The organism is Sphingobium sp. ba1 (assembly GCF_000743655.1).
GTDB lineage: Bacteria > Pseudomonadota > Alphaproteobacteria > Sphingomonadales > Sphingomonadaceae > Sphingobium.
In genome coordinates this window covers 27712-49808 of sequence record NZ_JPPQ01000006.1, presented here as the reverse complement: position 1 = coordinate 49808, position 22097 = coordinate 27712, and the positions used below count along the sequence as shown (strand labels likewise).

The 22097-nt window shown below is 62.5% G+C and carries 23 protein-coding genes; 12 read left to right on the top strand and 11 right to left on the bottom strand.

The window, feature by feature from the left end:
- Positions 1 to 25: 25 nt before the first annotated feature.
- On the bottom strand, positions 26 to 733 hold the full coding sequence (locus IL54_RS00350; RefSeq protein ID WP_037472119.1) for an SIMPL domain-containing protein: 708 nt from the start codon (positions 731 to 733) through the stop codon (positions 26 to 28).
- 101 nt (positions 734 to 834) lie between these two features.
- Here IL54_RS00350 and IL54_RS00345 point away from each other — a divergent pair, with 101 nt between their 5' ends.
- The 3 genes from IL54_RS00345 to IL54_RS00335 are packed head-to-tail and all read left to right on the top strand — an operon-like array spanning position 835 to position 2455.
- Complete coding sequence (locus IL54_RS00345) at positions 835 to 1269, top strand: VOC family protein (protein WP_037472485.1); 435 nt, start codon at positions 835 to 837, stop codon at positions 1267 to 1269.
- Between the two features lie 5 nt (positions 1270 to 1274).
- On the top strand, positions 1275 to 1997 hold the full coding sequence (gloB, locus tag IL54_RS00340) for a hydroxyacylglutathione hydrolase (protein ID WP_037472117.1): 723 nt from the start codon (positions 1275 to 1277) through the stop codon (positions 1995 to 1997).
- 56 nt (positions 1998 to 2053) lie between these two features.
- Entirely contained in the window at positions 2054 to 2455 is a 402-nt protein-coding gene (locus tag IL54_RS00335) for a hypothetical protein (protein WP_037472115.1), read from the top strand.
- A 50-nt stretch (positions 2456 to 2505) separates the two neighbouring features.
- Here IL54_RS00335 and IL54_RS00330 read toward each other — a convergent pair whose 3' ends face one another.
- Entirely contained in the window at positions 2506 to 3000 is a 495-nt protein-coding gene (locus tag IL54_RS00330) for a MarR family winged helix-turn-helix transcriptional regulator (protein WP_037472113.1), read from the bottom strand.
- Between the two features lie 281 nt (positions 3001 to 3281).
- Between IL54_RS00330 and ectA the strand changes: the two genes are divergently transcribed.
- From ectA to IL54_RS00295, 7 genes are read left to right on the top strand one after another with little or no spacing between them, the layout of a single operon-like run.
- A complete protein-coding gene (gene ectA, locus IL54_RS00325) occupies positions 3282 to 3767 on the top strand; it encodes a diaminobutyrate acetyltransferase (protein ID WP_052027493.1) in 486 nt (161 codons plus the stop codon).
- Between the two features lie 33 nt (positions 3768 to 3800).
- A complete protein-coding gene (gene ectB / locus IL54_RS00320; protein ID WP_037472111.1) occupies positions 3801 to 5105 on the top strand; it encodes a diaminobutyrate--2-oxoglutarate transaminase in 1305 nt (434 codons plus the stop codon).
- Positions 5106 to 5116: 11 nt separating this feature from the next.
- Positions 5117 to 5530, top strand: a complete 414-nt coding sequence (locus IL54_RS00315) for an ectoine synthase (protein ID WP_037472109.1) — start codon at positions 5117 to 5119, stop codon at positions 5528 to 5530.
- Between the two features lie 24 nt (positions 5531 to 5554).
- On the top strand, positions 5555 to 6472 hold the full coding sequence (gene thpD / locus IL54_RS00310) for an ectoine hydroxylase (protein WP_037472107.1): 918 nt from the start codon (positions 5555 to 5557) through the stop codon (positions 6470 to 6472).
- Positions 6469 to 7911, top strand: coding sequence for an aspartate kinase (locus tag IL54_RS00305; RefSeq protein WP_037472105.1), 1443 nt, complete (start codon positions 6469 to 6471; stop codon positions 7909 to 7911). The genes thpD and IL54_RS00305 overlap by 4 nt, the downstream gene beginning before the upstream one ends.
- 15 nt (positions 7912 to 7926) lie before the next feature.
- Positions 7927 to 9180 carry an MFS transporter gene (locus IL54_RS00300; protein ID WP_037472103.1) on the top strand — a complete coding sequence of 418 codons (1254 nt, stop codon included), beginning with the start codon at positions 7927 to 7929 and terminating at the stop codon, positions 9178 to 9180.
- Positions 9181 to 9208: 28 nt separating this feature from the next.
- Entirely contained in the window at positions 9209 to 10543 is a 1335-nt protein-coding gene (locus IL54_RS00295) for an MFS transporter (protein WP_052027492.1), read from the top strand.
- Positions 10544 to 10579: 36 nt separating this feature from the next.
- On the opposite strand, the gene IL54_RS00290 is transcribed toward IL54_RS00295, so the two are convergent.
- The 5 genes from IL54_RS00290 to IL54_RS00275 all read right to left on the bottom strand — a co-directional run bounded on the left by IL54_RS00290 (position 10580) and on the right by IL54_RS00275 (position 16454).
- Positions 10580 to 13408 carry a class I SAM-dependent DNA methyltransferase gene (locus tag IL54_RS00290; RefSeq protein ID WP_037472101.1) on the bottom strand — a complete coding sequence of 943 codons (2829 nt, stop codon included), beginning with the start codon at positions 13406 to 13408 and terminating at the stop codon, positions 10580 to 10582.
- Positions 13409 to 13568: 160 nt separating this feature from the next.
- Entirely contained in the window at positions 13569 to 14564 is a 996-nt protein-coding gene (locus IL54_RS00285) for a sensor domain-containing diguanylate cyclase (RefSeq protein WP_037472480.1), read from the bottom strand.
- A 191-nt stretch (positions 14565 to 14755) separates the two neighbouring features.
- Positions 14756 to 15220 carry a restriction endonuclease gene (locus IL54_RS00280; RefSeq protein ID WP_037472099.1) on the bottom strand — a complete coding sequence of 155 codons (465 nt, stop codon included), beginning with the start codon at positions 15218 to 15220 and terminating at the stop codon, positions 14756 to 14758.
- A gap of 97 nt (positions 15221 to 15317) precedes the next feature.
- Positions 15318 to 16088 (bottom strand): DUF3800 domain-containing protein, encoded by a 771-nt coding sequence (locus IL54_RS22460; RefSeq protein WP_076605431.1) that lies wholly within the window; start codon positions 16086 to 16088, stop codon positions 15318 to 15320.
- A gap of 18 nt (positions 16089 to 16106) precedes the next feature.
- Positions 16107 to 16454, bottom strand: coding sequence for a hypothetical protein (locus IL54_RS00275; RefSeq protein WP_037472097.1), 348 nt, complete (start codon positions 16452 to 16454; stop codon positions 16107 to 16109).
- 165 nt (positions 16455 to 16619) lie between these two features.
- On the opposite strand from IL54_RS00275, the gene IL54_RS00270 reads away from it, so the two are divergent.
- On the top strand, positions 16620 to 16898 hold the full coding sequence (locus tag IL54_RS00270) for a hypothetical protein (protein ID WP_037472095.1): 279 nt from the start codon (positions 16620 to 16622) through the stop codon (positions 16896 to 16898).
- Positions 16895 to 17179: a type II toxin-antitoxin system RelE/ParE family toxin gene (locus tag IL54_RS00265; RefSeq protein ID WP_037472094.1), complete on the top strand. Its 285-nt coding sequence runs from the start codon at positions 16895 to 16897 to the stop codon at positions 17177 to 17179. The genes IL54_RS00270 and IL54_RS00265 overlap by 4 nt, the downstream gene beginning before the upstream one ends.
- A gap of 44 nt (positions 17180 to 17223) precedes the next feature.
- On the opposite strand, the gene IL54_RS00260 is transcribed toward IL54_RS00265, so the two are convergent.
- The 4 genes from IL54_RS00260 to hisD all read right to left on the bottom strand — a co-directional run.
- Positions 17224 to 19347, bottom strand: a complete 2124-nt coding sequence (locus IL54_RS00260) for a sodium-translocating pyrophosphatase (RefSeq protein WP_037472092.1) — start codon at positions 19345 to 19347, stop codon at positions 17224 to 17226.
- Between the two features lie 354 nt (positions 19348 to 19701).
- Positions 19702 to 20616, bottom strand: a complete 915-nt coding sequence (thiL, locus tag IL54_RS00255; RefSeq protein ID WP_037472090.1) for a thiamine-phosphate kinase — start codon at positions 20614 to 20616, stop codon at positions 19702 to 19704.
- A 160-nt stretch (positions 20617 to 20776) separates the two neighbouring features.
- The gene (gene nusB / locus IL54_RS00250) at positions 20777 to 21223 is read right to left on the bottom strand and encodes a transcription antitermination factor NusB (protein ID WP_037472088.1); all 447 of its coding nucleotides are present in this window, start codon (positions 21221 to 21223) and stop codon (positions 20777 to 20779) included.
- 21 nt (positions 21224 to 21244) lie between these two features.
- On the bottom strand, positions 21245 to 22097 hold an 853-nt coding region (gene hisD / locus IL54_RS00245), incomplete at its 5' end, for a histidinol dehydrogenase (protein ID WP_037472478.1).

Here is a 22097-nt window from a genome sequence, read left to right as displayed (position 1 = left end):
CGACGACCGCCGCGACTAAGGTCCGCTATTTCAGGTAGAAGTCGACGGTCGTAACGACGCGTACTTTCTTATAGGGCGTGTCGCTCGACCCGTCGCCGCCTTCGCCATCGCGCGCGTCGATCGAGAAATAGCCTTGCGTGGCGCTCTTGATGCCGCCGACGCCGGAACCGGCATCTTTGGCGAATTGTTCGGCGGCGGCGCGGGCATCTTTGGTCGCGGCGGCCACCATTTGCGGCTTGACGTCGTTCAGCTTGGTGAAGCTGTAGCGCATGCCCGACCCTTCCTGCAGCGTGACGCCGCGCCGAACCAGATCGAACTGCTGCGCGACGGCGCGCTGAGCGCGGGCGATGTCGGTCGTGCGCAACAACATCCGCTGCGTCACGGTGATATTGTTGACGCCATTGTTGAGATATTGGTTCACCCCGGCGCCGGTCGGGGTCAGTTCGGCAGGCTTGAAGCCGAGGTCCGTGAAATAGGCCTGCAATTCCTTGGTATTATTGTCGATTTCCGCGCGCACGGTGGGCAAGTCGAATCCAGTGGCCGAATAGCTGATCGACCAGGTGGCGAGGTCCGCCGTCACATCCTTTTCCGCCAGGCCGCGTACCGTGACCGAGCGATCCGCCGCCTTGGCGCGCCGCAATCCGTCTCCCAGAAGATAGCCGCCGCCAACGACCCCCAACGCCAGCAGCGCGGCGCTGCCCAACATTATCTTGTCCCGCATGTCCCATGTCATATGCTTGCCTCTTCCCTGCGTGGATGCGCGACCTTATCTTGGGAGCATCCTTGCCCTCCCCCAGATGAACCGTTGCTTTATGGCGACGAATGGAGAAAGACTTGCCCAAATTCCTGCATAGCATGATCCGTGTCCGTGACGTCGAAAAGACGATCGCCTTTTTCGACCTGCTGGGATTGAAAGAGGTCAAGCGGTTCGACAGCGAACAGGGGCGCTTCACGCTCGTCTATCTCGCCGCGCCGGGGGATGAAGATGCGCAGGTCGAACTGACCTATAACTGGCCGCCGGAGGATGGCAGCCCTGGCGAAATCTATGATGGCGGGCGCAATTTCGGCCATATCGCCTATCAGGTCGAGAATATCTACGAGACGTGTCAGCGCTTCCTGGATGCGGGCGTGACCATCAACCGCCCACCGCGGGACGGGCATATGGCCTTCGTCCGCACGCCCGATGGCATTTCGGTCGAATTGCTGCAGGATGGGCGTCTCGACCCGGCCGAACCTTGGGTGTCGATGCCCAATGTCGGGCAATGGTAAGCCCGATGCTGGAGGTGGTCCGCATCCCCGTGCTGTCCGATAATTATGTCTGGCTGCTCCATGACCCCAGGAGCCAAGAGACGGTCGTGATCGACCCGGCCGTGGCCGAGCCGGTGCTGAAGGCGGCTGCTGCGCGGGGATGGACCATCGGCCAGATCTGGAACACCCATTGGCATGGCGACCATGTCGGCGGCAATGCGGCGATCAAGGCGGCGACCGGCTGCATCATCACTGGACCCGCGGCCGAGGCGGAGAAGATCGCGACGCTCGATCATCTGGTCGGTGAAGGCGATAGCGTGCGTATCGGTGATCATGTCGCGACCGTGATGGCGGTCCCGGCCCATACGGCGGGGCATATCGCCTATTATCTGGCCGACGATCGCATGGCGTTCGTTGGCGATACGCTGTTCGCCATGGGCTGCGGCCGATTGTTCGAGGGGACGGCGGCGCAGATGTTCGCCAATATGCAACGTCTCGCGGACTTGCCGGAGGATACGGCTGTCTATTGCGCGCATGAATATACGCTCTCCAACGGGCGGTTCGCGCTGACGGTGGAGCCGGACAATGTGGCGCTGGTCGAGCGGGTTGCAGCCGTCGAAGCGCTGCGGGCGCGGGGCGAAGCGACGGTGCCGACGACGATCGGGCTGGAGCGCGCGACCAATATCTTCATGCGCGCGCGCGACGTCGCGCAATTGGCCGAACGCCGCGCGGCAAAGGACGCGGCCTGACGGTTTTTGCGCTATGGTGCCGTCGTGAGGGTAAAGATCGACAAGGGAGAGTCGCGATGCGCGCATGGATAGGGATGATACCGCTCCTGTTGGCGGGCTGCACCGGCAGCTATACGCCCACACCGCTGACGCAAAAGCAGGCGGCCAAGTTGGAGAAGGCTTTGGAAGGCAAGGTGGCCGGTGAAAAACAAGGCTGCATCAACCGCGAGCCACGGACTAATCTGACCGTCATCAGCAACAATGTGCTGCTGTATCGAGTGAGCAATCGGCTGATCTACAAGAATGAATTGATCGGTAGCTGCAGTGGCCTCGTCTATGGCGACACCTTGATCGTGCGCAGCTTCGGCTCGCAACTGTGCCGCGGCGACATGACCACGACCGCCAACCTACAGACCGGGATGACCAGTGGCGCCTGCGCGCTAGGCGACTTCATCCCCTATCGCGCGCCGGGTAAATAATCCGGTTCCGCCTTCTGGCTGCATCGGACTATTCGAACAGGCTTATTGGCCTAGATCGCAACCGGCTCTGACCGATCGATAGCACCACTATCTAGCAGTGGCGCGACATCCATGTCCTGCGCGCCCAGAATGACGCTCAATTTCTCCAGCGAGGCGAGGATCATCGCCTGTTCCCAGGCGGCGAGCGACGCGAAGCGGTCAGTGAATTGGGACTGCAACAAGTCGGGCGCGCAGGCCAGTGCATCCCGTCCCGCCGCCGTTGCATGGAGCATGATCTGGCGCTTGTCGCGATCGCTGCGTTCGCGCGTTACCAAGCCCGATAGCACGAGCCGATCGACGACATTGGTGATCGTCGCCTGACTGAATTTCAAAGCGGACGCAATGGCGCTCGGCGTCGCCTGATCGCGCCCCTCAATTTCGCGCAAGACCAGCATCTGGGAGGGGGTCAGCCCTGTGGTCGTCGCCAGCTTGCGACTGCCGATTTCGGTCGCGCGCAGAATGCGGCGAAGCGCCTGGAGAGTGGGGTTCGAAAGGTCGGATTCCATGGCTGATAGCTATCCGTTTGCGCAGTGCCATGCCAATGTCATTTTCCTTTATATAATGAAGGATAATGCAAGGCCGAAACGGCGGACAGAGAAGTCATTGCGGCCAAAGGGTTGAAAATTTCGCGTTCATATGTATATATTGCGCCGCAGCAACAGAGGCGAAGGGATTCGCCCAGATAGTTAAATACTTTGGGAGGCTAATCATATTTGATCGTGAAACCGATGCGACGGTCCTGTCGCCACGGAATTTTGCGCGCCCTGAGAATGAGACTGGACGAGTTATGAATTTCCGTATGCCGGTGGCGCAGGACGGCCCTGCCATCACCGCGCTGATCGCCGCCTGCCCGCCACTCGATGGCAATTCGGCCTATTGCAACCTGCTGCAATGCACGCATTTCGCCGATAGCTGCATCGTCGCCGAACGCGACGGCCAGATCGTCGGCTGGGTATCGGGCTATCGCCTACCCGCCGACCCCGGTCGCTTCTTCATATGGCAGGTCGCCGTCGCTGCGGAGGCTCGCGGCGAAAAGCTGGCGCAGCGCATGATCGCCGCCTTGCTGGACCGCCCATCGGCCATTGGCGTCACGCACCTGATCACCACGGTGACCCCGGACAATGCCGCCTCCTGGGCGCTGTTCGATGGGATCGCCCGGCGTCTAGGCGCTGAGTTGACCAAAGCCCCGCTGTTCGAGCGCGACGCTCATTTCGCCGGCGCGCATGAAACCGAGTGGCAAGCGACGATCGGCCCCTTCGCCCTTTCTTCCTAAGCCAGCCCATAGATATTCGGAGACTTTCCCCCCATGACAATGACCCCCAAACCGACCCAGATCATTCCCGATACCGGCATTTACGAGCGCCGGGAATCGATCGTCCGCAGCTATGCCCGGTCGATGCCGCGCCAGTTTCACCGCGCCGAGAATGTGTGGATGCACGACAATCAGGGGGGGCGTTATCTCGATTTTCTATCGGGCTGCTCGACGCTGAATTACGGGCATAACCATCCGATCCTCAAGCAGGCGCTGCTCGACTATATCATGGCCGACGGCATCACCCATGGCCTGGACCTGCATACCGATGCCAAGGCGGCCTTTCTGGAAGCTTTCGAGGAGGTGATCCTCCAGCCGCGCAAGCTGAATTATCGCGCGATGTTCACGGGACCGACCGGCACCAATGCGGTGGAAGCCGCGATCAAACTGGCGCGCAAGATTACCGGCCGCGAAATGGTGATCGCCTTCACCAACGGCTTCCACGGCATGACGTTGGGCGCGCTCGCCTGCACCGGCAATGCCGCCAAGCGCGGTGGTGCAGGCGTGCCGCTCAGCCATGTCAGCCACGAGCCCTATGACGGGTATCACGGCCCCGATGTCGATACCGCCGACCTTCTGGAACAGCGGCTTTCCGACCCGTCCAGCGGCCTGGATGCACCCGCTGCCATCCTGGTGGAAACCGTACAGGGCGAAGGCGGCCTCAACGCTGCGTCGCCGGCTTGGCTGCGCAAGATTGCCGCAATCGCCAAGCGGCATGGTGCCTTGTTGATCGTCGATGATATTCAAGCCGGCTGCGGCCGCACCGGTGGCTTTTTCAGCTTCGAGGATATGGGTTTCACGCCCGACATCGTCACGCTGGCCAAATCGCTGTCGGGCATGGGCCTGCCCTTCGCGCTTACGCTGTTCCGCGCCGAACTCGACCAATGGTCGCCGGGGGAGCATAATGGCACCTTCCGCGGCAACAACCATGCCTTCGTCACGGCAACGGCCGCCCTGCGCCATTTCTGGAGCAATGACAGCTTCGCCGCCGATGTGCGCCGTCGCGGCGCGCTGCTGGAAAGCCGCCTCGACAAGATGGCCCGCGAACATGGGCTGACGACGCGCGGGCGCGGCATGATGCGCGGCATCGACGTCGGGTCGGGCGAGATTGCGTCCGTCATTACCGCCGCCTGCTTCGCGCGCGGCCTCATCATCGAAACGAGCGGCCCCCATGACGAAATCGTCAAGGTGCTCGCCCCGCTCATCATCGACGACGCCGTCCTTTCGGCCGGTCTCGACATACTGGAAACCAGCGTGCGCGAGACGCTTGCCGCCTCCTTTGGCGTGGCGGCGGAATAAGGAGATATCGCATGATCGTCCGTAAACTGACCGACATTCGCAAGTCCGACCATAACGTCAAATCCGATGGCTGGGAAAGCGCCCGCCTGCTGCTCAAGGATGACGGCATGGGTTTCTCATACCATGTCACCACCATGTACGCCGGCAAAGAGTTGAAGATGCATTATCAAAATCATCTCGAAGCCGTGCTGGTGCTCAAGGGCAAGGGCACGATCGAGGATCTGGGCACGGGGGAAACCCACCCGTTGGCCGCAGGCACCATGTATGCGCTCAACGATCATGATCGCCATATCGTGCGCCCCGAAACGGACATCCTGACCGTCTGCGTCTTCAACCCGCCGGTTACCGGCCGCGAAGTGCATGATGAGAATGGCGCCTATCCCGCAGAGGCCGACATGGTCCGCACGGCCGAACTGACGTCTTGAAATCATAAAGAAAGGGGGAGTCCCATGACAGACATCTACCCATCCCGCCAAATGGCGGAACCGCAATTCCTGCCCCGTCTCGATCCGGTCGTCCATAGCGACTGGAGCGAGGCGGCACCGCTCTCGAAAGCGCAGGCCGCGCAGTTCGAGCGCGACGGCTATCTGGTGCTGGAGAATATCTTCTCCGCGCAGGAAGTCGCCTTCCTGCAACAGGAGGCTGGTTCCCTGCTGGCCGATCCCGATGCGCTGGATGGCGACACCGTGATCACCGAACCGGGTGGCGGCGAAATCCGCTCGATCTTCGAAATTCACAGCCAGAGCCGCGTCATGCACCGGCTGGCGGCCGACGCACGGCTCGCCGACGTGGCCCGCTTCCTGTTGAATGACGAAGTCTATCTTCACCAGTCCCGCCTGAACTACAAGCCGGGGTTCCAGGGCAAGGAATTCTACTGGCATTCGGATTTCGAGACCTGGCATGTGGAAGACGGGATGCCGCGCATGCGCGCCCTGTCCATGTCGGTTCTGCTGGCGGATAATACGCCGCATAACGGCCCGTTGATGCTGATCCCCGGATCGCACCGCAGCTTTTTGACCTGCGTGGGTGAAACGCCCGACGACCATTATAAGATGTCGCTCAAGAAGCAGGAATATGGCGTCCCCGACGAGGACAGCCTGGCCGACCTTGCGCATAAGCATGGTATCGTTGCGCCGACAGGCAAGCCGGGAACGGTCATCCTGTTCGATTGCAATCTGATGCACGGGTCGAATGGCAATATCACGCCCTTTCCCCGCGCCAACGCCTTCATGGTCTATAATGCCATGTCCAATCAGCTGGTCGCGCCCTTCGGCCCCGCGACGCCGCGCCCGTCCTTCATCGCGGCACGAGAGGCGGAAGCGATCAGTGTCTGTCATGGCGATCTGGTTGCGGAGGTGATGGCATGAGCGGCCTGCATAGCGTCGAGAAAATCGGCGGCACATCGATGGCGGCCACGGCCAGCCTGTTCGACAATGTCCTGATCGCAGGCCGCAGCGGTGATGATCTTTACAACCGCATCTTCGTCGTATCCGCTTATGCGGGCATGACCGACCTGTTGCTGGAGCATAAGAAATCCGGCGTACCGGGCGTCTATGGCCGCTTCATCGCCGATGATGGCGCGGACGGCTGGCTGGAGGCGATGGCCAAGGTGCGCGAGGCGATGCACGATCGCAATGGCGAGATGTTCGCGCGCACCGCCAGCCTGGAGGAGGCCAATGCCTTTGTCGATCTGCGGATCGCGGCGGTGCAGGATTGCCTTGCGGATCTCGGCCGATTGCGCAGTCATGGCCGCTTCTGCGTCAAGGAACAACTGTTGACGGTGCGCGAATTGCTGGCCGGACTCGGCGAGGCGCATAGCGCGCACAGCACTGCGCTGTTGCTGCGCGATCGCGGGATCAATGCGGCGTTCGTCGATCTGACGCTGTGGGACCAGGATGATTTGCGCAGCCTGGACGAACGGATCGTGGAGGCGCTGGCGCCCATCGACCTGCGCGATACGATGCCGATCGTCACGGGCTATGCCGGATGCCGCGAAGGCATGGTGCGGTGCTATGCGCGGGGCTATTCGGAAATGACCTTCTCGCGGATCGCCGTGCTGACCCATGCGCGCGAAGCGATCATTCACAAGGAATTTCACCTGTCGAGCGCTGACCCCCGCCTGGTCGGGGAGGCCGCCGCGCGCAAGATCGGCCGCACCAATTATGACGTGGCCGATCAACTCGCCAATCTGGGTATGGAGGCGATCCATCCCCGCGCGGGCCGTGGCCTGCGCCAGACCAGCATTCCGCTACGCGTCCGCAACACGTTCGATCGCGAAGATGAAGGGACGCTGATCTGCGGCGATTATGTGTCCGACACGCCACGCGTCGAAATCATCACCGGTGTGCGATCGATGCAGGCGCTCCAGTTCTTCGAGCAGGATATGGTCGGGGAGAAGGGCTATGATGCCGCGATCCTCGATGCGCTGACCCGCCATGGCGCTTGGATCGTCAGCAAATCCTCCAACGCCAATACCATCACCCACTATCTGTCGATCGACGCGGCGACGGTGAAGCGGATCATGGCCGACCTGCAATCGCTCTATCCCGATGCCGCCATCTCCGCGCAGCCCGTGGCCATGGTATCGGTGATCGGCAGCGACATATCGCGGCCAGGACTGGTGCCCGATGCGCTCGACGCACTGGCACAGGCGAATATCGACATGATCGCGATGCAGCATCAGATCCGCAACGTGGACATACAGTTCATCATCGATTGCGCGAATTTCGATACGGCCGTGCGTGTCCTGCACCAGCGGCTGATCGAGGATGTAGCCGATCAGGGCGAAGGGCGTCAGGCGGCCTAAGCCGCCCTTCTCTTCATGCTGTCATCGATACTTCCGGTTCGCAGCCTGTTGGCCGCCATCTTCATGCTGATGGCGGGCAGCGGCTTTCTGTCCACCCTGATCAGCCTGCGGCTGGAACGGGGGGGCAGTGGCACGCTGATGATCGGCGCGGTGGCGACGGCCTATTTCGCCGGGCTGACCGTCGGCGCGTTGCGCGCTGCGCCTGTCGTACAGCGAGTCGGACATATCCGCGCCTTTGCCGCGTTCGTGTCGCTGCTGTCGGCCAGCACGCTGGCTTATGCGCTGTTCCAGAATGTGCTGTTCTGGGCATCGTTGCGGTTCATCGACGGGCTGTGCGTCGCGGGCGTGTTCATATGCCTGGAAAGCTGGCTGAACGAGCGCGCCGAACCGGACACGCGGGGTAGCATTTTAGCGGGCTATATGATCGCCCTCTATTCGGGGCAGGCGCTGGGGCAATTTCTGCTCAATTTCGGGCGCACCCCGTCCATTCCTTTCCTGATCGCTTCCATCCTCATTTCGCTGGCCGTCATCCCGGTCGTCCTCACCCGCATCGCCGCGCCACTACCGGGGCAGAATGCCCCCTGTACGATGCGGCAGCTCTACACTTCGTCGCCGCTGGGCTTCGTCGGCGCAATGACCACCGGGCTGATGCTGGGCGCTTTCTACGGCCTCGCCGCCGTGCATGTCCGGCGGCTGGGGCTGGACCTGTCCCAGACCGCCAGTTTCATGAGTATCGTCATATTGGGCGGGGTCGCGCTGCAATGGCCGTTGGGGCGGCTGTCGGATCGGTTCGATCGCCGCCGGGTCATCGTCACCAGCTTCGGCGCGACCATGGCCGTCTGCCTTGCGCTGACCATGGTCGACGGCATGGGCCTGCCGTTGCTGACGCTCGGCGGTCTGTTCGGTGGCCTCAGCTTCGCGCTCTATCCGCTTTGCGTCGCCCATACCAATGACCGGCTGGACCCGGCCGCCCGCGTCGCCGCCAGCGGTGCGCTGGTGCTGCTCTATTCGATCGGCGCGGCATTGGGGCCGACCGGCGCGGCGGCGGCGATGACGCTGTTCGGTGCGAGCGGGCTGTTCCTCTTCATCGCCGCCGTTGCGGGTGGCACGCTGGTCTTTGGCCTCTGGCGTCAGGCATCGTCCCTGCCAGTTCCGGGCGACGACCAGCAAAGCTATCAGATCCTGCCCCGCACCACGCCCGTGGCCGCGATGCTCGATCCCCATGCCCCGGAACAGAGTGCGCCCGACGCAGGCGAACCGGCCGACTGATCGCCGCTCCCCCTTTCAGGATAGATCCATGCCCGCGCCCCATTCTACGACCCCGCTCCAACCCGCCGTCGATCGGACCACCTTGCGCCGGGCGATCGGTGCGTCCGCCATGGGCAATGCGACCGAATGGTTCGACTATGGCATCTATGCCTATGGCGTGACCTATATCTCCGCCGCGCTGTTTCCCGGCAATACGGAGGAAGCGGTGCTGTTCGCGCTGGCGACCTTCGCCATTTCCTTCCTGGTGCGCCCACTTGGCGGCCTGTTCTGGGGGCCGCTGGGCGACCGAATGGGGCGCAAGTCCGTATTGGCGCTCACCATATTGATGATGTCGGGTGCGACGGTGTGCGTCGGCCTGATCCCCGATTATGCGACGATCGGTTTCTGGGCACCGACGCTGCTGATCCTGTTGCGGATGGTGCAGGGATTTTCCACCGGCGGCGAATATGGCGGTGCTGCGACCTTCATGGCCGAATATGCGCCCGACGACAAACGCGGCTTTTGCGGCAGTTTCCTAGAATTCGGGACATTGGCGGGCTTCTCGCTGGGTGCGCTGCTGATGCTTGGCTTCTCGCTGATGCTGGGCGACGCCGCCATGTATGATTGGGGCTGGCGCGTCCCCTTCATGGTGGCTGGTCCCATGGGTCTGGTCGGCATGTATCTGCGTTCGAAGATGGAGGACACGCCGGTCTTTCTGGAGGCCGAACAGGCCGCGCAAGGGGCCAAGACTGCCTCGCCGACGCTCGGCGCGCTGGTAACGGGCCATTGGCGCACCTTGCTGGTGATGGGCGGGCTGGTCACCGCGCTCAACATCGTCAACTATACGCTCTTGAGCTACATGCCGACCTATCTGCAGCGTCGGTTGGGCTTGTCCGCCAATGAAGCGTTGATCGTGCCGATCATCGGCATGATGTTCATGATGGTCCTGATGCCCTTCGCCGGGGCGCTGTCCGACCGGGTCGGCCGCAAGCCGCTGTGGCGCTTCTCGCTCATCGGCCTGTTCCTGCTGGTGGTGCCCGCCTATCTGCTGATGGCGACGGGTTTCGTCGGCGCGGTGGTCGGCTTTGCCCTGCTGGGCCTGCTCTATGTGCCGCAACTCGCAACGATCTCAGCCACCTTCCCCGCCTTGTTTCCAACGTCCGTCCGCTTTGCGGGCTTCGCCATCGCCTATAATGTCGCGACGTCTATTTTCGGGGGCACGGCACCCGCCATCGGCAGCAGCCTCATTGGCCTCACCGGCAACGAACTCATGCCCGCTTTCTACATGATGCTGGCCTGTGTCGTGGGACTGATCGCGCTGCGTTTCATGCCGGAAACCGCTGGCCAGTCGCTACGGGATGGGGAACGAGCACGGATAGCATGATCAAGCCATACAACCCCGATGCCATGGCTTGGCGACTTAAAGCGACAGTGGCTGGCGGATTATGCGGCGGTTTTTTACATTGTGGAGCGGGTCGATTAGCCGCTGGTAGAGGGTGAAGAGATATTCCACCCGTTCGCGGTCGGACCCGAACGCGGTCTTGCGATAGAGTCGGTCGATTGCGAGATCGAGGTCATGATGCGCTTTGCGTAATTGCGCGGGCATGGTGTCGGGGTCGTAGAGATCGGCCAGGGTCGATGTCGCATTGCGGGGCAGGGCGCGGGCGTCGAGGACGGCTTGGGCGAGGGTTTCGATCTTCGCGTGCTGGACCGGGGTGGCATCGGGCCAGGGAAAATTGTTGTAAACCAGACCGATCGAATAGCGATAGCGGCTTTCCAGCCTGCCACCGATTTGGCGCATCCAGGCCATGTGCATATGGCTGGTCAGTATAGCGAAATGCCAGAGGGTTGCGCCGGGCAGGATGCGGATGAGATTGCTGGGAATGGTTGGCGGTTCCAGCCAGCCGATCGGGATATAGTTGCGCCGTTCCGAACTGACTTCGGGGATGGCGAGGAAGGGCAGGGTCGGGATGACCGTGACGTGAAACGCCGATGGCGTATCGGCCAGTGCCAGCGACGACTGGCCGGGCGTCTTCATGCTTTCTTCCGCTTTGCCTAGCGCCGCGATCTCGCCGCGGCGATAGGCTGTCACCTGGCGCAGCCTTTGCCGGACGGTGGGAAGCTGGCGAATATCCGCCGGGGCGGCATCCTGCAGCGCCAATATCCACCGTTCGCCGCCATTGAGATACTCCTGCGCGCCGACATAGGGGCGCAAAAAGGGTGCGGCGTCGGGCTCCTGCGCCAGCAGCTTTGCCCGCGCGTCGGCGTCGAAGATCAGATAGCCGCCATCAATCGGCTTGGACCCGATGACAATGCGCGGCGCGCCGTTGATCGGTCGGCTTTCCTCCCGCACCACCAGATGGCGGTCGGCGTCGCGGGCATCGAACAGATAGGCGGTCAGCGCGCCATGGCGGGTTTCGGTCGGTTCGCCCTTGGCGTCGGCATAGCTGAACAGCCGCTTTTGCGCGGGTTCGTCGCGGCGCTGGGCGAGGCCAATGATGACGCAATGGACCGCCGCGCGGCCGGGCCAGACGAAGGTGCGATGGGCGAAGGCGATTTCCAGGCCTGCGCGGAAGATCAGCGGCCAGAGCTGGGCCACTTGTTCGCCCTGCACGATCGAATTGGTCGATACGAAGGCAATGCGCGCGTCGCCGCCCGCGACATAGCGGGCGGCCTTGAGGAACCAGGCGGCGACATAGTCCAGCGTGCCGCCGCTGCCGGGTAGGGCGGCGAGGCGGCGGACCTGCGACCGCTGCGCCTCGCTCTGATATTTCGCGCCGACGAAGGGCGGGTTGCCGAAGACGAAGGTGCAGCCCTGCGCCGGAATGACCTGATTCCAGTCCAGTTCCAGTGCGTCGCCATGGTGGATGCCGGGTGCCTTCACTAGCGGGATGCGGGCATAATGCTGGCCGAAATCCTCGGCCAGGCGGGTGTTGGCGATATGGTCGGTCATCCACAACGCGACCTGCGCGATCATGGCGGGAAATTCGTCGATTTCGATGCCGAAGAAATGATCGACATCCAGTTTCGAGAGCGCCGCGACATCCATCACCAGTTCGACCCGGCCGTCGATGGTCAGCAATTCGCGCAATATGTCGCGTTCCAGTTCGCGCAGCTCACGATAGGCAACGACCAGGAAATTGCCCGCGCCACAGGCCGGATCAAGGAAAGCCATCGTCCCCAGCCGCTGATGCAGCGCGCGCAAGGCGCGCTCGCGGCCGGATTTGAGCGCGCTGGCACGGGCGAAGTCGGCGCGCAGATCGTCCAGGAACAACGGTTCGATGACCTTGAGGATCGCCTGCTCAGGCGTGTAATGCGCCCCCTGTTTGCGCCGGGTGACCTTATCGATGACGCTTTCGAACAGCGACCCGAATATCGCGGGCGACACATCGCCCCAGTTGAACAGGCTGGCGTCGAGCAGCATCGTGCGCATCGCGGCGTCGAAACTGGGCATGGCGATGCGCTCGCGGAACAGTTCGCCGTTGATGTAAGGAAAGTCGGCGAGATCGGCGTCGAGGCTCTGCTGGCGCCGGTCGGGCGGGGTGTCGAGCGTCTGGAACAGTTCGCCGAGCCAGCGGCCAAGGTCGCGGCCATCGGCGCGGGTGCGCCGTTCGAGGAAGGTGAGGAACTGGTCCTTGCGCTCGAAAATGCCGGTATCGTCGGCAAAGAGGATGAAGAGCAGGCGGACGAGCAGCCGTTCCAGATCATGGCCGACATAGCCGTCAGCGGCGAGCGCATTGTGCAGGCGGCCCATCAGTTCCGACGCCTGACGATTGACCGGCGACTGGTTGCGGAAGAGGCGCGGCTGGACGCCGATGATGAAGCCGAAGGCTTCGACATGGCGTTTGAGATCGGTGAGCGGAAAGCGCCATTCGCGGCGGGTTTCCAGGTCCACCAGTTCGAAACGCTGGAAATCGCACACCATCATGTGCCGGGGCCGCTGCACGTCGGGCAGCCAGTCATAATAATCGAGCGCCTGGGCCATGGCGCGGTCGAGGTTGCGGCCCGCGCTTTTCTGTTCGACGATCAGCGTGCCGGGCCAGAACAGGTCGATGAAGCCGCCGGACCGCGCGGGATCGAGCGATTTGACCCGCTGTTCGTAGACGGCGACCTGCTTGCGCGGCACGCCGAAAATGCCGAAAAATTCGTCGTAGAAGCTGTGGGTCTGGCCCTTTTCATAGCCCTTGCCCTGCCATTCGGCGGCGAAATGGGCTGCGTTCGTGCGAATTTCCGGCCAGCTGAGCCGCATCCCTGCCCTCCCCCCATGATGAGGGAGACGGGGTGGATGCAGGGGCGATCCGCGCCAAGCGGACCCTGGACCATTATGGTGCTGGTCCGATATGGCGCAAAATTGTGGGCCGGGATCAGGCCGGATTTCCGTCCATTATGGTCGCGTCACCCCATGCGGATCAGGCGGCGCGGACGGCCTCGATCGGGGCCAGCACGGCCCGGTTACGCCCCGCGCGCTTGGCCTGGTAGAGCGCAGCGTCGGCCGCCGACAGCCACGCTTCGCTCGACATGCGGCCCGCCCCGATCGTCGCGACGCCGAAGCTGGCCGTGACATGCAGCGGCGGATTGTTGGTGATCTCGAACCGCTCGATCGCTGACCGTATCCGATTGGCGACCGCCAGCGCATCGGCCTCCTGCGCTTCGGGCAGCAACAGGCCGAATTCCTCGCCGCCGATCCGGCCGAACGCATCGCTGGGACGGGACAGGCCTTTGCAGAGTGCCGCGACCGCTTCGATCACGCGGTCGCCCGCCGGATGGCCATGGCGGTCGTTGATCTGCTTGAAATGGTCGATGTCGAGCAGGACCAGCGCGGCCGGGCGGCGGTGGCGGGTGAAGAGCGCGATCCGCTTGTCGAGTTCGGCGATGAAGGCGCGCCGGGTCAGCGCTCCGCTCAGATGATCGCGCTCGGCCAGCAGCCGCAATTCCATCTGCTCCACGACTATGGGGGCAAGGCCTTTGAGCACTTCCATCTGTTCGGGCGAAAAGGTGCGGGGGCGGGTGTCGATGGCGCAGAGCGACCCCAGATTATGGCCGTCGGGCGTACGCAATTGCACCCCGGCATAGCTGCGGATGCCTGGCTCTCCGGTCACCAGCGGATTGTCGCAAAAGCGCGGATCGGCCTGCGCATCAGTGATGACGAGCGGTTCGTCCTGGCGGATGGCATGGTCGCAAAAGGCCATGCTGCGCGCGGTTTCGGATATGTCGAGGCCAGTGATCGACTTGAACCATTGGCGTTCGGTGTCGATCAGCGACACGGCCGAAATGGGCACATCGAACAAGGTCCGCACCAGATCGGTCACCTTGTCGAAGGCGCCTTCGGCCGGGGTGTCCAAAATCCCATAGCGGCGCAGCGCCGCTATCCGGGCGGGTTCATCGATAGGTATGGCACAGGGCATTTCACGGTATCCGGTTATCATAGTATGCCTTGCCGCTTCGGGCATGGCGGGGAAATCCGGCGTGGTCTGGCCACCCCCCTTGGCCGACCGATGCGCCAGAGTGGGCCTGGGTTCTGAACAAAGGGTTAAAACAGGCGCTGGCGTGACCGGACGGAACGTTAAAGGGATAACATTCTATAGCCGAAATTGGTTCAGCCGAACAGGCCGCCTTGCGCACCGGGCTGGTGCGATTTGCGGGTTTCGACGCGCGACGCTTTTTTCACCGGGCTGATGAGCGGCGGCAATTTGGGTTTCAGCCCTTGGAACAGTTCAGCGAGCGTGACGAATTGCAGCGCGGGGAAGCGGCCAAATTCGGTTTCGATGACCGGCTGGGACGCGGCTTCGTCGCGCATCCCCTTGGTCGGCATCCCCTTCATGACGAACAGGCCGAAGCGGTGCTTGTCGCGCTCCATCACGCGGCCAAGGTCGCGGACCATATTGGGGTTCACATTGTCGCCCGCCTTGATCGAAATGACGCCGGTTTCGATCTTGCCGCCCCCAGCCCCTTCTTTGCCCGCCAGATAGTTGAACCAGCCATCGACGCCCTTGTCCCCGCCCTTCTTTTCGCGCGGAAAACCAACGACTTGCCAGCATATCCATTGCTGAAACTTGGACAATGGACGGAGGAAATTGACATGCTCTCGCCCAATATATATATTTGTTGAGCCGGGAGTGCGTCAACTAGCACGTTGGGGCCATGGCCTCACCCGGCGTCTAATCTAATATCGTTCCACGCCACCCCGCCTTTGGAAAACGGGCGATTCCATAACCGTCAATTGTTCCAGTTGGCGATGCACGGAACGATGGGCGGATTCTGTCATACCATGTTCGATCATTGTGACTTTGTGCGCGCCAAATTGCGCCTGCAATCATATCAACAAGTTGAATTCCGACGCTCATGTGACTGGGCGAGAAAAACAGGCCTTCAATGAAATTGGCATAATTAGACGTATGTTGCCCAGACTCTCGTACCAGCCGTTCATGTTGCTGACGCATTTGTTCGTCGTCACCTCGTCCACGATGGTCGGCGACGATAAGTCCATAACTATCTCGCCCGCTGGTCCGCGTAATATCCTGTAAAAGATACTGAAATCTCTCCGTAACGGGCTTGTAGGTCCGGAAATAGAGGTCGCTTTGAGATTTCACGGGGCCAATACCATAGGCGGTTGGGGCCTCGCTCACGCAGGCGATTATCTTGCAGGATTTGATTTCCGTTATGATCGCAAAAACGGCATTTCTGAACGCATTGCGCCTTTCGACGTCCCAATCTGCCATTGGGTTATCTCGGTCATTGTTATTTGGAGCGAAATATCGCCATTTCACCTCTCCGAAGTAGGCTGATGCGCGCTTGAGTCCGGAAAGTTTGTCATTCAGGCCAACCCAACGATCTTCAGGAACAACCAAACCTGCGATAACAAAGTAATTTTGCCCAAAGCTATCAGGCTTTGGCGGAGTGCCGCTCTCATCTACGAACAACAGATACATAGCTATTATGCAGCATTTTTATCGCTGAAAAGTCAATCGCTCCGATCGTTCCACCAGCCGCACCGCCATCATCGCCAGATAGGCCATCAGCGGATTTTCACCGATGGCACTGTGCATCGCGTTCATCATCACGGTCAGCGGGCGGTTGGTGCCGCTGGCAATGTCCATCAGCGCATTCTGGCTGGATTCGCCCCAGGTCCAGGTATCGTCGAACGCCTCTATGCTGGCGTCGGCACCCGCGCCGCTCGCCGATTTGAACAGGACATTATAGCCCGCATTGGAATTGAACGGCGGGTCGAGATAGATGAGATCGACGCTTTCGTCCGTCGGGAATGTGGGCGCGCAACACGTCCAGATTGTCGCCATAGTAAAGCCGGTTGGTCATGTGCGTCGCTAAGCCCCTGTATCGGACAAGGCTTCTGGCATGAAGAATGGCGCGATTCCAGCCTTCGCTCGAACGATAGACGACATGCCGATTGTCGCCATGGTTTGTTGGGTATATATATCGTTAGTACCTGCCGGGAGGATAGCATGTCGAAATCCGCGATATTCACCATGAAGCTGGAAGCCGATTTGCGCGCCGCGTTCATGGCCGAAGCCGAGGCCAGCCATCGGCCAGCCTCTCAGGTTGTTCGCGAGTTGATGCGAGACTTTATCCAGCAGCAGCAGGCGCAGCGTGACCATAGCGACTTTCTGCAGCGCAAGGTCGATAAGGCCCGCGCTTCGGCGCAGGAGGGGGAGGGGCGCTCGAATGAGGCTGTCGATGCTGACTTTGTCGCCCGCCGGTCGCGGTTGCTCGATCAGGCGTGAATATCGTCTGGACGTCGGAGGCGGAGCGGGACCGCGCGGCGATCTTTGACTATCTTGCTGTGCGTGACCCGCCTGCTGCGGTGAGATTGGATGGCCTATTCAGCCAAGCCGTTGCCCAGCTTGCGGACTTTCCCATGCTTGGTCATGTGGGGAAGGTTGCGGGCACGCGCGAACTGACCCCGCATCGCAGCTACCGCATCATCTACGAAGTTATGGACGAAACGGTGTGGATACTCGTCCTGATCCACACGGCGCGGCAATGGCCGCCGGAATATCCATAAGGGAAACAGCCCGCCCGGATCGCGCCGGGCGGGCCATCCTTCAACTACGCCCCATGCGCCAGCGCCGCGAGCAGCAGCAGCGCGACGATGTTGGTGATCTTGATCATCGGGTTGACCGCTGGCCCGGCGGTATCCTTGTAGGGATCGCCCACCGTGTCGCCGGTTACGGCCGCCTTATGGGCTTCGCTGCCCTTGCCGCCATGATGGCCATCCTCGATATATTTCTTCGCATTGTCCCATGCGCCGCCACCCGATGTCATCGACAGCGCCACGAAGAGTCCGGAGACGATGACGCCCAGCAGCAGGGCACCGAGCGCCGCAAAACCGTTGGACACGCCCGCCACCGCCGATATGGCGAAATAGACCACGATCGGCGCCAGCACCGGCAAGAGGCTGGGGACGATCATTTCCTTGATCGCGGCCTTCGTCACCAGATCGACGGTGCGGGCATAGTCGGGCTTGCTGGTGCCATCCATGATGCCCTTATTCTCGGCAAATTGCGCGCGGACATCCTTGACCACGTCGCCCGCCGCGCGGCCCACTGCAGTCATCCCCATCGCCCCGAACAGATACGGCAGCAGCGCGCCGAGCAGAAGGCCGACGATGACATAGGGGTTGGACAGGCTGAAATCGACCGGCGCGGTCAGGCCAAGCGCGCTGTTATAATATTTCAAATCCTCGGTATAGGCTCCGAACAGCACGAGCGCGGCGAGGCCCGCAGAGCCGATGGCATAGCCCTTCGTCACCGCCTTGGTCGTGTTGCCCACCGCGTCCAATGCGTCGGTCTTGACCCGGACGCTATCGTCGAGATGCGCCATTTCGGCGATGCCGCCCGCATTGTCGGTCACCGGACCATAAGCGTCCAATGCCACGACCATGCCCGCAAGCGCCAGCATGGCGGTGGCGGCGAAGGCGATCCCGATCAGGCCAGCCAGTTGATGCGCCACGATGATGCCGATGACGATCACCAGCGTCGGCAGGGCGGTCGATTCCAGGCTGATCGCCAGACCCTGAATGACGTTGGTGCCATGGCCGGTTTCCGACGCCTTGGCGATGGAGCGGACCGGGCGGTAATTGGTGCCGGTATAATATTCGGTGATGACCACCAACAGCCCGGTGACGGCCAGGCCCACCATCATCGACCAGAACAGCGCCATGCCGGTATAGCCGCCAACGCCATCCAAATCCGCGCCGAACACCGCATTCATGTCGCCCAGCGTACGCCAAGTGACATAATAGATGGCCGGAATGGAGAGCAGAGCGGTGGTCCAGAAGCCCTTGTAGAGCGCGCCCATGATCGACTGGCTGGAGCCCAGGCGCACCATATAGGTGCCGATGATCGAGGTGATGATGCACACGCCGCCAACGATCAGCGGCAATGCCATCAGGTTGAGCAGCACTGCATTGTCGAGGCCGGTGACGAGCAGCGCGGTCAGCACCATGGTCGCGCCGATGGTGACGACATAGGTTTCGAACAGGTCGGCGGCCATCCCTGCACAATCGCCGACATTGTCGCCGACATTATCGGCGATCACGGCGGGGTTGCGGGGGTCGTCTTCGGGGATGCCGGCTTCGACCTTACCCACCAGGTCCGCGCCGACATCAGCCGCCTTGGTAAAGATGCCGCCGCCCAACCGCGCGAAGATGGAGATGAGTGAGGCACCGAAGGCCAGCGCGACGAGGCTGTCGATGACCAGCCGGTCATCAGGCGCGTAGCCCGACGGTCCGGTCAGATACCAGAAGAAGACGCTGATCGCGAGCAAAGCCAGGCCCGCCACCAGCATGCCGGTGATCGCGCCCGCGCGGAAGGCTACCGTCAGCCCGCTTTGCAACGTGCCACGACAGGCTTCGGCGGTGCGGACATTGGCGCGGACGGAGATGTTCATGCCGATGAAACCCGCTGCCCCCGACAGGATCGCGCCGATCAGGAAGGCGATGGCGGATGTGATGCCCAGAAAGAGCAGGACCAGCGTGGCCACGACCACGCCGACGATGGCGATGGTCGTATATTGGCGGCCGAGATAGGCTCTCGCCCCCTCCTGAATCGCGCCCGCAATCTCCTGCATAGTGGCGTTGCCCGCAGGCGCACTTAGCACCTGTCGGCTGGTGAACAGGCCATAGAGGATGGCCAACAGGCCACACCCTATGGCGATATAGACGATCTGCATGCTTGTTCCTCTCCCCCTGTTATGGCTGTCATCGGCCGCTCCGCAGGGAATGACGGGCGAACGAAAGGCGCAGGGGCGGGCGGCCGGGCGGGTTGGGTCCGGCATCGATCACCGCGTCGATCAGCAGTGGGCACACGCACATAAGCGGTCCAGACGGGCTGAGAATAGGGTGAGGCGAAGCTACAGGGTGGAGGGCGTGCGTCAAGCGGGTTGGCGCAGAAACCTCACCAACCTCATCCGTTCGTTTCGAGCGCAGTCGAGAAACGATTGCGGGGCGTTTCTCGACATAGTTTATCCAGAGCGCCTGCCGCAGGCGGGCACTCGAAGGGCTCGAAACGAACGGATACTCTCAGCCTATCCATGTTCCCAGCCGAGCCGGTCGGGCAGCGGCACGATGGCGCCGTCGATCATCAGGGTCAGGCCCGCGCCCGCGCTGACACGACCGACGGGAATGGCGCGCACCGGGGGAGCCAGCCCACGCGGCATCGTGAAAAGCAGTTCATAATCATCACCCGCGCGCGCGGCGGCGATCTGGACGGCGGTGCTGGCCCCGCGCGCCTTTTCCAGCGCCGGGGAAAGGGGGATATGGTCGATGATGATCGCGACGCCGCTGGCCTGTGCCATGCGCTGCGCATCGATCAACAGCCCGTCCGACAGGTCCATCATGGCGCTGGCGTGCGGGGCGAGCAGCGCGCCTTCGGCCAGGCGAGGGCGCGGGCGGCGATAGGCATCGACCAGCGGGCCGGACGCGGCCGGATCGGCACGGGCGAGGTCGAGGCCAATGCCCGCGTCGCCGATCGGACCGGTGACGTAAAGGATGTCGCCCGGCTGTGCGCCGTTGCGGGTAGGGACGGGGCCGGTCGCCTCCCCGATGGCGGTGAGGCTGTAGCTGCGCGCGCTGGCGAGCGGCATGGCGACGGTATCGCCGCCGAGCAGCGGCATGGCATGGCGATCGAGCGCTTCGCCCAGCCCCGCGATGAAGGCTGCGTCCCAGGCTTCGTCGCCCGACAGTGCATAGTTGAGCAGGCACCCGATAGGCCGCGCGCCCTTCGCCGCCAGGTCGGACAGGTTCACGGCGGCGAGTTTCCAGCCGATATCGGCGGGCGGATCGGTGGGGAGATAATGGACGCCCTCGACCATCGTGTCGCTGGTCAGGATCAGGCGGGTGTCGCCAACCGGCAGGATCGCGACATCATCCATCAACCCTTGCGCGGCGGGATCATTCGCCAATAGGCGCAGCAGGGTGAGGAAGCGGGATTCGGCGGACATGGCGGGAGTCTAACCTTCTCACCACCAATCCGAAATGCTTTCCTCCGTTCGTTTCAAGCCCTTCGACTGCCCGCCTGCGGCAGGCGCTCTGGATAAACTACGTCGAGAAACGCCGCGCGCAGGTTTCTCGACTTCGCTCGAAACGAACGGAGGGCGGTGCTTACGCCCGCACATCCTTGGCCACGCCGTCAAGCAGGCCGTTGACGAAGCCCGATTCGCGCTTGTCGTAAAAGGCGTGGGCGACATCGACATATTCGCTGATGACCGTGCCGGTGCCGACATCGGCGCGGGCGAGCAGTTCATAGGTGCCTGCGCGCAATATCTGGCGCATGGGCTTGTCGAGCCGGTCAAGGCTCCAGCCGCTCGACAGGCGGGCGGCGATCAGTGCGTCGATCTCGTCGCGACGCTTGTCCACACCGGACACGACATCGTCGAAAAACGACTGTTCGGCCGGGGCATAGGTCACATCCTCGATCGTCGCGCCGAGGCGATGGGTGTGAAATTCATGCAACAGGATATGGAGCGGCGTGCCCTCCATTTCGAGCTGGTAGAGCGCCTGGACCGCGGCAAGGCGCGCGGCGGAGCGGGATTTGGATCGTTCGTTCATCGGATGGCCCCTACGCCTGTGTTACTTCAGGCGCAACGCCACGGATGCGGCATGGGCGGGCAAGCCTTCCGCTTCCGCCAGCGCAACCGCCGCCGGGCCGATCGCGCCGATCGCGGCGGCATCGAGGCTCAGGAAACTGGTGCGCTTCATGAAGTCCAGCACGGACAGGCCTGACGAGAAGCGCGCACGGCGGCCGGTGGGCAGGACATGGTTCGGCCCGGCGACATAATCGCCGACCGCTTCGGGCGTCATGCGGCCAAGGAACACCGAGCCTGCGTGACGTACCTTGGCGAACAGCGCGTCGGGATCGTCCACCGCCAGTTCGAGATGTTCGGCAGCCAGCCGATTGACCAGCGGCATCGCCTCTTCGAAATCGCGCACGACGATGATCGCGCCATTGGCTTCCCAACTGGTGGTCGCGACGGCCTGCGTCGAGAGTAGCGGGAGGCGGCGCTGTACGGCCTGTTCGACGGCATCGGCAAAGGCCGCATCGTCGGTGAAGAGGATCGACTGGCTGGTCGGGTCATGTTCGGACTGGCTGAGCAGGTCGGCGGCGATCCAGTCGGGGTCGTTCTTGGCGTCGGCGACGACCAGGATTTCCGATGGGCCTGCGACCATGTCGATGCCGACCACGCCGTACAACTGCCGCTTGGCTTCGGCGACCCAGGCATTGCCGGGGCCGGTGATGACATCGACCGGCGCGATCCGGTCCGTGCCATAGGCGAGTGCGGCGACGGCCTGCGCTCCGCCAACACGCCAGATTTCCTCGATCCCCGCAATCTGCGCGGCGGCCAGCACCAGCGGGTTGATCTCGCCATTCGGGGTCGGCGTAACCATCGCGATGCGCTGCACGCCTGCGACCTTGGCGGGGATG

Bases quoted from the DNA above. Each gene is read 5' to 3' on its own strand.
- IL54_RS00350 (WP_037472119.1), bottom strand. From the start codon at position 733: ATGACATGGGACATGCGGGACAAGATAATGTTGGGCAGCGCCGCGCTG.
- gloB (WP_037472117.1), top strand. From the start codon at position 1,275: ATGCTGGAGGTGGTCCGCATCCCCGTGCTGTCCGATAATTATGTCTGG.
- IL54_RS00335 (WP_037472115.1), top strand. From the start codon at position 2,054: ATGCGCGCATGGATAGGGATGATACCGCTCCTGTTGGCGGGCTGCACC.
- IL54_RS00330 (WP_037472113.1), bottom strand. From the start codon at position 3,000: ATGGAATCCGACCTTTCGAACCCCACTCTCCAGGCGCTTCGCCGCATT.
- ectA (WP_052027493.1), top strand. From the start codon at position 3,282: ATGAATTTCCGTATGCCGGTGGCGCAGGACGGCCCTGCCATCACCGCG.
- ectB (WP_037472111.1), top strand. From the start codon at position 3,801: ATGACAATGACCCCCAAACCGACCCAGATCATTCCCGATACCGGCATT.
- IL54_RS00315 (WP_037472109.1), top strand. From the start codon at position 5,117: ATGATCGTCCGTAAACTGACCGACATTCGCAAGTCCGACCATAACGTC.
- thpD (WP_037472107.1), top strand. From the start codon at position 5,555: ATGACAGACATCTACCCATCCCGCCAAATGGCGGAACCGCAATTCCTG.
- IL54_RS00305 (WP_037472105.1), top strand. From the start codon at position 6,469: ATGAGCGGCCTGCATAGCGTCGAGAAAATCGGCGGCACATCGATGGCG.
- IL54_RS00300 (WP_037472103.1), top strand. From the start codon at position 7,927: ATGCTGTCATCGATACTTCCGGTTCGCAGCCTGTTGGCCGCCATCTTC.
- IL54_RS00295 (WP_052027492.1), top strand. From the start codon at position 9,209: ATGCCCGCGCCCCATTCTACGACCCCGCTCCAACCCGCCGTCGATCGG.
- IL54_RS00290 (WP_037472101.1), bottom strand. From the start codon at position 13,408: ATGCGGCTCAGCTGGCCGGAAATTCGCACGAACGCAGCCCATTTCGCC.
- IL54_RS00285 (WP_037472480.1), bottom strand. From the start codon at position 14,564: ATGCCCTGTGCCATACCTATCGATGAACCCGCCCGGATAGCGGCGCTG.
- IL54_RS22460 (WP_076605431.1), bottom strand. From the start codon at position 16,088: ATGTATCTGTTGTTCGTAGATGAGAGCGGCACTCCGCCAAAGCCTGAT.
- IL54_RS00275 (WP_037472097.1), bottom strand. From the start codon at position 16,454: ATGGCGACAATCTGGACGTGTTGCGCGCCCACATTCCCGACGGACGAA.
- IL54_RS00270 (WP_037472095.1), top strand. From the start codon at position 16,620: ATGTCGAAATCCGCGATATTCACCATGAAGCTGGAAGCCGATTTGCGC.
- IL54_RS00260 (WP_037472092.1), bottom strand. From the start codon at position 19,347: ATGCAGATCGTCTATATCGCCATAGGGTGTGGCCTGTTGGCCATCCTC.
- thiL (WP_037472090.1), bottom strand. From the start codon at position 20,616: ATGTCCGCCGAATCCCGCTTCCTCACCCTGCTGCGCCTATTGGCGAAT.
- nusB (WP_037472088.1), bottom strand. From the start codon at position 21,223: ATGAACGAACGATCCAAATCCCGCTCCGCCGCGCGCCTTGCCGCGGTC.